10 protein-coding genes are annotated in these 12,105 nt (G+C 54.6%); 4 read left to right on the forward strand and 6 right to left on the reverse strand.

Going from position 1 to position 12,105, the window contains the following annotated elements; genetic code table 11:
- The first annotated feature begins 118 nt into the window (after positions 1-118).
- Together EGK14_RS07725 and EGK14_RS07730 are read left to right on the forward strand one after the other, a co-directional pair.
- On the forward strand, positions 119-2,512 hold the full coding sequence (locus tag EGK14_RS07725) for a glucose/quinate/shikimate family membrane-bound PQQ-dependent dehydrogenase (protein WP_125288509.1): 2,394 nt from the start codon (positions 119-121) through the stop codon (positions 2,510-2,512).
- A 178-nt stretch (positions 2,513-2,690) separates the two neighbouring features.
- Entirely contained in the window at positions 2,691-3,794 is a 1,104-nt protein-coding gene (locus EGK14_RS07730; protein ID WP_125288510.1) for an ABC transporter substrate-binding protein, read from the forward strand.
- 85 nt (positions 3,795-3,879) lie between these two features.
- Here the strand turns inward: EGK14_RS07730 and EGK14_RS07735 are convergent, their stop codons facing one another.
- From EGK14_RS07735 to EGK14_RS07755, 5 genes are all read right to left on the reverse strand, one after another.
- Positions 3,880-5,211, reverse strand: coding sequence for a carbohydrate porin (locus EGK14_RS07735; RefSeq protein ID WP_125288511.1), 1,332 nt, complete (start codon positions 5,209-5,211; stop codon positions 3,880-3,882).
- Positions 5,212-5,557: 346 nt separating this feature from the next.
- Positions 5,558-5,812: a CsbD family protein gene (locus tag EGK14_RS07740; protein ID WP_125288512.1), complete on the reverse strand. Its 255-nt coding sequence runs from the start codon at positions 5,810-5,812 to the stop codon at positions 5,558-5,560.
- A gap of 216 nt (positions 5,813-6,028) precedes the next feature.
- Positions 6,029-6,178 carry a DUF2474 domain-containing protein gene (locus EGK14_RS07745; protein WP_125288513.1) on the reverse strand — a complete coding sequence of 50 codons (150 nt, stop codon included), beginning with the start codon at positions 6,176-6,178 and terminating at the stop codon, positions 6,029-6,031.
- A 22-nt stretch (positions 6,179-6,200) separates the two neighbouring features.
- Complete coding sequence (gene cydB, locus EGK14_RS07750; protein WP_125288514.1) at positions 6,201-7,208, reverse strand: cytochrome d ubiquinol oxidase subunit II; 1,008 nt, start codon at positions 7,206-7,208, stop codon at positions 6,201-6,203.
- A 1-nt stretch (position 7,209) separates the two neighbouring features.
- Positions 7,210-8,634, reverse strand: a complete 1,425-nt coding sequence (locus EGK14_RS07755) for a cytochrome ubiquinol oxidase subunit I (RefSeq protein WP_125288515.1) — start codon at positions 8,632-8,634, stop codon at positions 7,210-7,212.
- A 1,258-nt stretch (positions 8,635-9,892) separates the two neighbouring features.
- On the opposite strand from EGK14_RS07755, the gene gntT reads away from it, so the two are divergent.
- Complete coding sequence (gene gntT, locus EGK14_RS07760; protein ID WP_125288516.1) at positions 9,893-11,209, forward strand: gluconate transporter; 1,317 nt, start codon at positions 9,893-9,895, stop codon at positions 11,207-11,209.
- A 291-nt stretch (positions 11,210-11,500) separates the two neighbouring features.
- On the opposite strand, the gene EGK14_RS07765 is transcribed toward gntT, so the two are convergent.
- On the reverse strand, positions 11,501-11,722 hold the full coding sequence (locus EGK14_RS07765; protein ID WP_125288517.1) for a hypothetical protein: 222 nt from the start codon (positions 11,720-11,722) through the stop codon (positions 11,501-11,503).
- Here EGK14_RS07765 and EGK14_RS07770 point away from each other — a divergent pair.
- Positions 11,712-11,960 carry a hypothetical protein gene (locus EGK14_RS07770; protein WP_125288518.1) on the forward strand — a complete coding sequence of 83 codons (249 nt, stop codon included), beginning with the start codon at positions 11,712-11,714 and terminating at the stop codon, positions 11,958-11,960. The two genes, EGK14_RS07765 and EGK14_RS07770, sit on opposite strands and share 11 nt — an antisense overlap.
- The last annotated feature ends 145 nt before the right edge of the window (positions 11,961-12,105 follow it).

Here is a 12,105-nt window from a genome sequence, read left to right on the forward strand (position 1 = left end):
CGTAAGCCTGGCGGCAGGTTCAAAGCACCGGGATGGATAAGCTGTATGTAACCGGGTGTTTTTTTACGATTGGGCTGCTGCCTAATCGAAGACGTTAAATTTTGGTAAGGTCCATACTATGCAAAGTAAAGCACCGTTATCACGAACTCTCGTGATCCTTACGGCTGTATTTGCCGCACTCAGCGGGTTATACCTGCTGATTGGCGGTATCTGGCTGGCCAAACTCGGCGGCTCGTTCTACTACATCATCGCCGGTGTGGTTGAACTGGTTGTCGCCTGGCTGCTGTTCCGTCGCCGTTCTTCAGCGCTGATGCTGTATGCGGTATTCCTTCTGGCAACGCTTATCTGGTCGTTGTGGGAAGTCGGCTCAGACTTCTGGGCACTGACGCCGCGTCTGGACGTGACCTTCTTCCTCGGCCTGTGGCTGGTGCTGCCTTTCGTTTACCGTGGATTGTCTCAGGGCAAAGCGGCACGCGGCGCACTGAGCGCGGTGCTGGTGGTTACGGTTATCGCCCTGGCTTACGCCGTGCTCAACGATCCGCAGGAAATCAACGGCTCGCTCAGTACGGAACAGGCCGCGAACGCGGAAAAATCGGCTGACGGCATCGCTGCCGGCGACTGGCCTGCTTACGGTCGTACCCAGGCCGGCACTCGCTATTCGCCGCTGACGCAGATCAACGATAAAAACGTTGGCCAGCTGAAAGAAGCGTGGACCTTCCGTACCGGCGATATGAAGCGCCCAACCGATCCGGGCGAAATGACTGACGAAGTCACCCCGATCAAAATCGGCAATTCCCTCTATCTGTGTACGCCTCACCAAATCCTGTTTGCGCTGGATGCGGCTACCGGTAAAGAGAAGTGGAAATTCGATCCGCAGCTGAAAACCGATCCTTCCTTCCAGCACGTAACCTGCCGTGGCGTTTCCTATCATGAAACCCCAGCGGCGGCCGATGTGCCGGCTGGCGGCAAGCCTGCGCTGTGCGCACGTCGCGTTATCCTGCCGGTGAACGATGGTCACCTGTACGCGCTGGATGCGGAAACCGGCGCGCTGTGCCCGGAATTCGGCGAAAACGGCAAGCTGAACCTGCAGCAGAATATGCCTAACGCACGTGCTGGTGCTTACGAACCCACTTCTCCGCCAATCGTTACCGATACCACTATCGTTGTGGCCGGTGCGGTAACCGATAACTACTCCACCAAAGAGCCTTCTGGCGTGGTGCGTGGTTTTGATGTCAACACGGGTAAACTGCTGTGGGCATTCGATCCGGGCGCGAAAGATCCGAACGTGGTGCCGGAAGGCGAGCAGCACTATGTGGCTAACTCACCTAACTCGTGGGCGCCTGCTGCTTACGATGCCAAACTGGATCTGGTTTACCTGCCAATTGGCGTAGCTACGCCGGATATCTGGGGCGGTCACCGCACGCCGGAAATGGAGCGCTACGCGACAGGTATGCTGGCGCTGAACGCGACTACCGGTAAAGTGGCCTGGTTCTACCAGACCGTTCACCACGATCTGTGGGATATGGACGTGCCGGCCCAGCCGACGCTGGCGGACATTACCGTTAAAGACGGCAGCACCGTTCCGGTTATCTATGTACCAACCAAAACCGGCGACATCTTCGTTCTGGATCGTCGTAGCGGTAAAGAAGTCGTTCCTGCGCCAGAAACGCCAGTGCCTCAGGGCCCGGCAAAAGGCGACCGTCTGTCTCCTACTCAGCACTTCTCTGAGCTGACCTATCGTCCAAAAGACAAGCTGTCTGGCGCGGACATGTGGGGCGCGACGATTTACGATCAGCTGATCTGCCGCGTGATGTTCCACAGCCTGCGTTATGAAGGCCCGTTCACGCCGCCGTCAGAGCAGGGCACCCTGGTATTCCCGGGTAACCTGGGCATGTTCGAGTGGGGCGGTATCTCAGTGAACACCGACCGTCAGATTGCCATTACCAACCCAATGGCGCTGCCGTTCGTTTCCCGTCTGATCCCACGTGGTCCAAACAACCCAATGTGGCCGGATGAGAACGACAAAGGCGGCAGCGGCAGCGAGACTGGCGTTCAGCCGCAGTACGGCGTGCCGTACGGCGTGACCCTGAACCCGTTCCTGTCTCCGCTGGGCTTCCCTTGTAAGCAGCCAGCATGGGGCTACATCTCTGCGGTTGACCTGAAAACCAACGATATCGTGTGGAAAAAACGCATCGGTACCGTTCGTGACAGCTCGCCGGTGCCGCTGCCGTTCAAAATGGGTATGCCTATGCTGGGTGGCCCAATCTCTACGGCAGGTAACGTGATGTTTATCGGCGCAACGGCAGATAACTATCTGCGTGCGTTCAACGTCACCAACGGCGAAAAACTGTGGGAAGCGCGTCTGCCAGCTGGCGGCCAGGCAACCCCAATGACCTATGAAGTGAACGGCAAGCAGTACGTGCTGATCGCGGCAGGTGGTCACGGCTCTTTCGGCACCAAGCTGGGCGACTATATCGTTGCTTATGCGTTGCCGGACGATGCGAAGAAATAAGTTTGAAGCCGCTGGCTTCTGACGAATAACAAGGGCAGCCTTCGGGCTGCCCTTTTTTTATGGGCCGGCGACAGAGCGCAAAGCCTGTCCCTGCGCAACAGGAACGCCGCCGAAAGAGAAGCAATGCGCAATGATTATCGGTATAGTCAGCCTCGCTTATTTTTAAAGGAGAGATGCAATGATCCGCCGCTGGCTGTTACTGGCTTCCCTGGCTGTGTCTGCGGGTGCCGCCGCGACTACCTATCCGCTACAGATTACCGATATGGATAATCAAAAAATCACCCTGGCCAAAGAGCCGCAGCATGTCATCCTGCAGGACGGTCGTGACATCATGGCGCTGGCCTTGCTCGATCGGGAGAACCCTTTTCATCGCGTCGTAGCCTGGAATAATTTGCCGAAAAAGCAGGATCCGCAGACCTGGGCGCTGCTCAGTAAAACCTGGCCGCAGGCAGCTAAGATCATTGATATGGGCTTTAATGACCAGGGACAGGTGAACCTGGAAAGCGTGGTGGCACAGCAGCCGGATCTGATGATCGCTCAGCTGCGCGCCAAAGCGGCACTGAAGCAAACCGGCGTGCTGGATACGCTGCAGCGCCTGCATATCCCGGTCATGTTTATCGATTATGAACTGCATCCGGCCCAGAACACCGCCAACAGCATTACCCTGTTGGGCAAGGTGCTGAACCAGGAGCCGCGCGCGAAGGCTTATACGGATTTTTATCACCAGCGTTTTGATGCCATGCAGCAAACCATCAGCCAGCTGGCTAAAAAGCCCAGGGTCTTTATCGAACCGATAGCGGGCAACTCGGACAGCTGCTGCTTTACGCACGGCCATAACGGCTGGGGTGGCCTGGTAGAAGCCGTCGGCGGTAAAAACATCGGCTCGGCGCTGCTGCCCGGGGCTTCAGGCTTTGTCGCGCTGGAGAAAGTTATCGCCATGAAACCGGACGTTTATATTATGACAGGCTCGAAACGGCCGAATAAAAATGTGCTGCCGTTTGGCTATAATGTTTCGCCGCAGGAAGTGAAAGCGACTTTTACCACGCTGGTCAACCGCAGTGGCCTTCAGCAAATTGCGCCAGTGCAGCAGGGCAGGGTGTACGGGATTTACCATCATTTCTACAATCACCCGTATAATATTATCGGGATGGAAATGCTGGCGCGCGATCTTTATCCACAGGCGTTCAGCAAGCTGGAGCCCACCGCCGATTTCCACCAGATTATTACCCGCTTTACTAAATTGCCTGATGCGCCCGTCACGCTCAGCTATGCGCAGCAGTAAACGACGGCGTTTGTGTGGATTGATAACGTAAGGGAAGAGGCATTGCGGGGGAAAAAAGCGGGCCGTAAAGCCCGCCTGAACAACATCAGAAGTTGATGGTTGCGGTAATGCCGCCAACAAAGGCATCTTTCACTTCGCTGACTGCACCTGGCGAAGCAACGTATTGCAGGTTAGGACGCAGGTTCATCCAGTTAGTGACGTGAGCGTTGTAATAAATCTCGTAGTTATATTCCGAGCCGCTCTGGATAGGCAGGTAAGTTGGATTATCATAATCGTTTACGCCGTTTTCCCGGTTGGTCTGGCGCAGCATTTTGCTGTAGTCGTCATTAACGTGAATACGCGCCGCGCCGATACCGATTTCATCTTCCGTACGGGAGTCAAACGGCCCGGTCCAGACCAGCGCCAGCGACTGATAATTGTCGGTTTTTGAGGTCTTGTGATCGTTCATTACGCCCTGGGCTACAATGCTCAGGCCGCGCTTATTATCGCCGCCCATCGCTAACAGCTGCTGTTGTAACAGCAGATAGCCGCCGTAAGAGTGGTTGTCCTCGCCGTATTGACCGTTGCGGTAAGAGCTGTAGTTATCACCTTTTACCGAAGAGTAGTAGAAGCCCGCGCGGTAGTTGCCCTGTAGCTTATCCGCGCCCAGCGTCGGCTGCCAGCCCAGCTCGACCGGCACCAGATTGCCTTCGGTAGGGCTGCCGTCAAGGCGGAAGCCGTTGCCGGTATCGTAGTTGGAAGGCGTCTGGTTATAGAAGCCGACCTGCAGAAAGACTTCCGGCGTAAAGTTAAATTTCACGCGGCCGCCCCACTGGGAAACCGGCCAGTTGTACCAGCGATCGCCACGCCAGTTGCCCGCCTGACCGCCGCCGAACGCCAGGTTCTGGAACTTGCTTGGCCAGCTGTCGAAGTCTTCACCTACGGTTACGCGACCCGCTTTCACTTCCACCGCGTGGTCAAAGAAACCTTTGTTGATCCAGAACTGCGTCAGACGCCAGGTTTGTCCACGTCCCCAGACTTCCTGCACCGATGACAGGCCGCCGGAGCGCGGATCGTTGATATAGTCCGTCAGGTTCTGGCCGTTACGGCTGGTGACGGTTGCCTGAAATTGGGTATCGGTCCAGTTCAGCAGCTTTTCCAGATCCAGCGTGGTGCCAAAGCCCCACTGATCGGTATAGCGTGCCGACGTGGATTGGTTATAGCCACCGGAGAAATTGCTGGCGGATTCCATGGTGTAGTTCACCTGAAACTGCACGCCGTCCTGCTCAAGCTGGCTACGGTTGCCGCCCCAGTCGCCAAAGGCGTAAGGCGAGTCGATGCTGAGCGGTGCGTAGTCCGCCAGCGCCTGGCCGGAGGCCAGCAGTAATCCAACACCACAGAACGCCACTGTTCTTTTCAAGGTGGATTCGCTTTTCATATTGGGAAACCCTGTTTTAGTGATAGCGCTGCGCTTCCACGGGCGGAAACGCGGTCGCGGCCATCATGCTTTTATCAGCATTATCTCCGGCACAATGCGTACAGTAAGGAGGAAATGGCTGGCTAAAGGCGGGAGCGATGGCCTGTGCGGCAGAATGAAAGCACTAATTCGGAATTATATTGTTATAAATAGTGCTGAATAAGTTCGGGTTTTGCGAAAAAAGCGGCATGGATCACGCTTTACAGGGTATCTGCAGGCGAGGGCGGAACGAAAAACGGAGAGGATGACGAAGTGAGGACAAAAAAAAGGGCCGGATAACCGGCCCTGATGCAGCAACGTTGCGCGACTAGCGGCGACCGAAAATCTTCGCGGCGAGGAAGCCCACGCCCGCGGCAATCGCCAGCGAAACGAAAGGGGAATCCTGCGTTTTGGTCTTCACGCAGTCCAGCGCATCGTCAACGGCATAAGAAGCTTTGGCAGCGCCCTGACGAACCTTGCCTTTGAACTCATGCTCCGGAGACTCGGCGGCCTTACCAAACTGCTCCTGGCCTTTGCCCAGCGCTTCTTCGGCTTTATCGTTAGCTTTATCTAGTAGACTCATAGTGCCTCCTTCTTGATGACATGATTTCCTCATGAGAAATTAAAGCATAGACCATCAGTGAAGGCTTGCCGCTGCGGTTGTGTGTAAATTTATGAATGATGTAAAGAAAAAACGGTAAATGGCTCAGATAGTTCCTGGCCTCACGCGCTTTAGGCACGCCAGGCATAAAAAAAGCCCACGCGGGCGTGGGCTTTCAAACAACCGGCAATCAGAGTATCAGTGTGACTTCATGCCAGCTGCGGTCATCATAAAGCGAAACAGCGTCGCGACAACGCCAAGCGCCAGCACGCTGCCTGCATAAATGACGGCCAGCCACAGGATGCGTTTCCACACCGGGAGCTTAGGCGCCTGCTGAGTTTCAACCATACTATCCTCCGATAAGCCGTTATTAATGGTAATGCTCGTCCGGTTTGATCTTCCCGCGGAACACGTAGTAGCTCCAGAAGGTGTAGAACAGAATAACCGGGATAATCAGCAGCCCGCCAACCAGCATAAAGCCCTGGCTCTGCGGTGGCGATGCCGCCATCCAGATGGTGATGTGTGGCGGAATAATGTTTGGCCACACGCTGATGCCCAGACCGGTAAAGCCCAGGAAAACCAGCGCCAGCGTCAGCAGGAACGGGGAATAGTGCGCATGACGCTTCAGCGCGCGCAACAGCGCGATGGAAGCCAGCAGCACCAGTACCGGTACCGGCAGGAACCAGAACAGGTTAGGCAGCGTAAACCAGCGATGCATAATGTCGGCGTGCTCCAGCGGCGTCCAGACGCTGACAATAGCGATAATCGCCAGCAGCACCAGCAGCAGGGGCTTAGTGATCGCGGTCATTTTGCGATGCAGCTCGTTCTCGGTTTTCATAATCAGCCAGGTGCTGCCCAGCAGCGCGTACGCCACGACCAGACCCAGGCCACAGAACAGCGAGAACGGCGTCAGCCACAGCAGCTCAGGGCCGCTGTAGGCACGGTTAGTCACTTCAAAACCGTTGATAAAGGTGCCCAGCACCACACCCTGGCTGAAGGTCGCCAGAAACGAGCCCACGATAAAGGACTTGTCCCAGAACGGACGGTGCACTTCGGTCGCCTTAAAGCGGAACTCAAACGCCACGCCGCGGAAGATCAGACCAATCAGCATCAGGGTCAGCGGCACGGAAAGCGCATCCAGGATCACCGCATAGGCCAGCGGGAAGGCGCCATACAACGCCGCGCCGCCCAGTACCAGCCAGGTTTCGTTGCCGTCCCACACTGGCGCGACGGTATTGACCATCATGTCGCGCTCGGCGGCGTCTTTATTGAACGGAAACAGAATACCGATACCCAGATCGAATCCGTCCATCACGATGTACATCAGCGTCGAGAAGACGATGATGGTGAACCAGATAATAGAAGTATCAATGCCCACGTTATTTATCCTTTTCCGGCGCGTTTAACTTTTCTTTCACGGCAGACAGAGGACGCGCCTGAGTATGACGTGTGCCAGGGCCGCCTTCAGGTTCATCGTGGCCTTCGCCCTGTTTCGGTCCTTTCTTGATCAGGTTAAACAGGTAGATATAGCCCACGCCGAACACCGACATATAGACCAGGATAAAGGCGAGCAGGCTGATGCTCATATGCATCTCGCCGTGCGCCGATACCGCGTCTTTGGTACGCAGCAGGCCATAAACCACCCACGGCTGACGACCAATCTCGGTGGTGAACCAGCCTGCCAGCAGCGCGATCAGACCGGAAGGGCCCATCAGCAGCGCGAACCACAGGAAAGGACGCGAGGTGTACAGGCGTTTGCGATAACGCAGCCACAGGCTGACCACGCCCAGCGTAATCATCAGCATTCCCAGGCCGGCCATCACGCGGAATGACCAGAACACGATCAGCGAGTCAGGACGATCCTCTTTCGGGAAGGTCTTCAGCGCCGGTACCTGCTTGTCCAGGCTGTGCGTCAGGATCAGGCTGCCCAGATAAGGAATTTCCAGCGCGTATTTGGTTTTTTCCTGCTCCATATCCGGGATACCGAACAGGATCAGCGGGGTAGGTTCACCCGGCGGGTTTTCCCAGTGGCCTTCGATCGCCGCGATTTTCGCCGGTTGATGCTCAAGCGTATTCAAACCGTGGGCATCGCCCAGCACCGCCTGAATTGGCGATACGATCAGCGCCATCCACAATGCCATAGAGAGCATTTTGCGAATTGCTGGCGTGTCGTTTTTGCGCAGCAGGTGCCAGGCAGCGGAAGAGCCAACAAAGAAGGCGCTCGCCAGGAAAGCCGCGGTGGACATATGCAGCAGGCGGAACGGGAAGGACGGGTTAAAGACAATCTTAAACCAGTCTACCGGCACGACCAGCCCATCCTGAATGGCATAGCCCTGCGGCGTCTGCATCCAGCTGTTAGAGGCGAGGATCCAGAAAGTAGAGATGATGGTGCCCAGCGCGACCATGCAGGTCGCGAAGAAGTGCAGGCCCGGCCCCACGCGGTTCCAGCCAAACAGCATCACGCCCAGAAAGCCAGCTTCAAGGAAGAACGCGGTAAGCACTTCATAGGTCAGCAGCGGACCGGTGATGCTGCCCGCAAACTGCGAGAAGCCGCTCCAGTTGGTGCCGAACTGATACGCCATCACCAGGCCGGACACCACGCCCATACCAAAGTTGACGGCGAAGATTTTCGACCAGAAGTGGTACAGGTCGCGATAATCTTCGTTTTTCGTTTTCAGCCACAGACCTTCCAGCACCGCCAGGAAGCTGGCGAGCCCGATGGTGATAGCCGGGAAGATAATATGGAAGGAAACGGTAAACGCGAACTGTATCCTCGCCAGGTGGAACGCATCTAATCCAAACATTGCTGACCTCGATCTAACATAAACTGCCTTTCTTTTTTATTTACCGCACGTTAACAATAGAGCTGCAGTGCAGGCCCTGTTTATGCGGTTATTTCAACGAAGTTTGATCCTGAGACCAAATCGGGAGAAGGAGTAGCAACAGTAATAGGAATCTCAGATATAACAGCATGGATCTTTGCGATGAATTGTTTCACCGCTGCGTTAAATTGTTGACTCCTATTGTTAAACTATAATTACCTCTTGCTACATTTGTGTAAAAATAATGTACTTTTCAGCGTGTGAAAACGTTTTCATTACGTTTTCACGCCTGTGAACGGATGAGTCAATAAAAAAGGAAACTTATCTTTTTTTTATAATAGCGCGTAGCACAGAAACTTAACAGAATATCAATCCCGCGAATAAGCGCACAAATTGGAAATTAAACTGCCGATTAACGCCCCTACAGAAGCTAATGTTATCTTTATGTTGCCATTAGGATTTCTGAGGTTTAAAAATTGCGTGAATGATTGTTATCGCCGGGCTGATAGTTACCGGGAGCAATCATCTCTACGCAAAGCAATGTAAATGTTAAACCAGAAAAACGCATTTTGATGCATACAGAATTATTTTGTTACATTATCTTTGACTTTAAGTCAAATTTGCTTGTTGCAGGTCAAGTAAGCGGGCTGAAAAGTATGTGTGTGGATGTGCCACAGAAAAAGGGAGATGAGGGCCATATTGTTAACATTATTACTGATGTATCTGACTTCCACGGCGCTGGCGCAGGCAATTTAGCCATAATGAGCGTGGGGATGCGGCAGGGCAGTTGGCCCACGCTGGCATCGACTGCTGGCATTATGAGTGGCTCTCTGCGTCGGGCGTGCTGATATTCGGCAGCCGCACGCTTTTTTTCTCAACGGTTATGGCCGCCCGGATCTATCTGGACGCTCTGTCTGACTGAGGCAGCTTTTGCGCTCTTTTGCGACGCTGCCGATATCGGTATGTTGATCAAAAGCCAGACCGCTGTTTAAAGCTGGAGCGGCCTTGCGGTCAGGCCGGTTTCTTCTCAATGTTGTTATCTTCACGTAAAAAAACGGTAGTAACAAAAGTTTGATCTTCATCTCAAATTGTAAATTCCACTGCGGCAGACCATTTTAGTTGCGCCATGTTACCGTTAACATGCCAGCAGCAGGTCAGTACCTGTTTGTTGTTCCCCTACTTACGCCTGCCGCATCCGGCAGAAAAACAGAAGCGGCCCACAGGCTGCCGGAGAAACATCATGCCAATACTCTTTGTCGTCATCGGCGTAGCGCTGCTGCTGTTGCTGATGGTTCGTTTCAAGCTAAACGGTTTTATCGCGCTGATCCTCGTGGCGCTGGCGGTGGGCGTTATGCAGGGAATGCCCGTTAATAAAGTTATTACCTCAATAAAAGCTGGCGTTGGCGGTACGCTGGGCAGCCTGGCGCTGATTATGGGATTTGGCGCAATGCTGGGGAAGCTGCTGGCGGACTGCGGAGGCGCGCAGCGCATCGCCACTACGCTTATCAATAAGTTTGGCAAGGATCACATTCAGTGGGCGGTGGTGCTGACTGGCTTTACCGTCGGCTTCGCACTGTTTTATGAGGTTGGCTTTGTGCTGCTGCTGCCGCTGGTATTGTCCATCGCGGCGGCTGCCCGCGTGCCGTTGCTGTTTGTTGGCGTGCCGATGGCGGCCTCGCTTTCGGTGACGCACGGGTTTCTGCCGCCGCACCCAGGCCCTACGGCTATAGCAACGCTGTTTCATGCCGATATGGGCAAAACGCTGCTGTACGGCACGCTGCTGGGGATCCCGACGGTGATCCTTGCCGGGCCGGTGTTTGCACGCTTTTTAAAAGGCATTGATAAGCCGGTGCCGCAGGGGTTGTATAACCCGAAGAGCTTTAGCGAAGCGGAGATGCCGACGTTTGCGGTCAGCGTCTGGACGGCGCTGGTGCCGGTAGTGCTGATGGCGGTGCGCGCGGTGGCGGAGATGGTGCTGCCAAAAGGGCATGTGTTGCTACCGTACGCGGAATTTTTCGGCGACCCCATTATGGCCACCCTGATTGCGGTACTGATTGCCATCTTTACGTTTGGGCTGAATCGTGGCCGCACCATGGAGCAAATTACGGACACGCTGGGCGATTCCATCAAAATTATTGCCATGATGCTACTGATTATCGGCGGCGGCGGTGCCTTTAAACAGGTTTTGGTCGACAGCGGCGTGGACAAATATATCGCCAGCCTGATGGAGGGCAGTTCGGTATCGCCTATTTTGATGGCCTGGTCTATTGCCGCCGCGCTGCGTCTGGCGCTGGGGTCGGCTACGGTTGCGGCGATCACCGCAGGCGGGATTGTAGCACCAATCATTGTCACCACGGGCGTCAGCCCGGAGCTGATGGTGATTGCGGTGGGTTCCGGCAGCGTGATTTTCTCGCACGTTAACGATCCGGGTTTCTGGTTGTTTAAAGAGTACTTTAACCTGAGCATCGGAGAGACGCTGCGTTCCTGGTCAGTGCTGGAAACGATTATTGCGGTATGTGGACTGGCAGGCTGCCTGCTGTTACAGATGGCGCTTTAAGCATTTTTAATTTAGCTGTGGAGTTGAAGTCGCGGCAAGCCTGATGTAAGGCGGAAAGGGCAGATCGGAACACGGACAAGCCGTGCATCCTTCCCTGGAGGCTCGGTTGGCGCGTCCATGCGCCAAACGGTCCGCTTATCCGGTCAGCCCTTTCTGTCCTCTGACTGTGGCATTGCGGTAAGAGAGTGGCGGCCAGCCCGAAGCAGAGCGATAAAGGTTGTGATGCTGTGCGTAGGGTTGCGGTAGGCCTGGCGTAAGCGCAACGGCTGCGCCGGTTTGCCCTGTGCCGGTTCAAAACCAGTAAAACCCTTTCGCCATCAGCGCCGCCAGCCCCAACACCGAGGCAATAAGCACAGCAAATATCAGCCGAAAGTCGGATTTCATTTCCAGACGCAGATTGATGTTTAATTTGTCGATATCGTAACGCATCTCCCGCATATCCGTTCTGATATCGCTGATATAGTTTTTGATGTTATCCACGTCAGATTCAGGTTTTGCGATTTTGACCTTCATGCCTTCTCTTTTTGCGTTGCTTCCTGCTGAAATGACCGGCCCGCAAGCCGGGATGATCCGCGTTTACCATGCTGTCTCACCTTGTCGTTTTGCCTCTCCTGAGTGCTGCCGCGCTGGTGTTTCAGGCCAGTGCCGCTTTGTTGCGGTGCGGATCAACTTTATGCCTCTCATTTTTTCCGGCAATAACGAACAGGCGCTTTTTGGCCGCAGAAGGGTATCGCTTTTTAGCTTTGGATAACGGCGAATAAAATAATGAAAATGCATGAAACAAGGCTGGCGTGATTTGCGAGCCGCATCAGCTCGTCTGGCTATCAGAAAGCATCGGTCGACGTGGAAAAAAACAAAAGTTATTGTTACCGCCAATTTAACTTAAGCAGAGTTAT

Source organism: Erwinia sp. 198 (genome assembly GCF_003937915.1).
GTDB classification, from domain to species: Bacteria; Pseudomonadota; Gammaproteobacteria; order Enterobacterales; family Enterobacteriaceae; genus Erwinia; species Erwinia aeris.

Coding starts and splice junctions, on each gene's coding strand:
- EGK14_RS07730 (WP_125288510.1), top strand. CDS start 2,691: ATGATCCGCCGCTGGCTGTTACTGGCTTCCCTGGCTGTGTCTGCGGGT.
- EGK14_RS07745 (WP_125288513.1), bottom strand. CDS start 6,178: ATGGTTGAAACTCAGCAGGCGCCTAAGCTCCCGGTGTGGAAACGCATC.
- EGK14_RS07725 (WP_125288509.1), top strand. CDS start 119: ATGCAAAGTAAAGCACCGTTATCACGAACTCTCGTGATCCTTACGGCT.
- EGK14_RS07740 (WP_125288512.1), bottom strand. CDS start 5,812: ATGAGTCTACTAGATAAAGCTAACGATAAAGCCGAAGAAGCGCTGGGC.
- gntT (WP_125288516.1), top strand. CDS start 9,893: ATGCCAATACTCTTTGTCGTCATCGGCGTAGCGCTGCTGCTGTTGCTG.
- EGK14_RS07735 (WP_125288511.1), bottom strand. CDS start 5,211: ATGAAAAGCGAATCCACCTTGAAAAGAACAGTGGCGTTCTGTGGTGTT.
- EGK14_RS07765 (WP_125288517.1), bottom strand. CDS start 11,722: ATGAAGGTCAAAATCGCAAAACCTGAATCTGACGTGGATAACATCAAA.
- EGK14_RS07755 (WP_125288515.1), bottom strand. CDS start 8,634: ATGTTTGGATTAGATGCGTTCCACCTGGCGAGGATACAGTTCGCGTTT.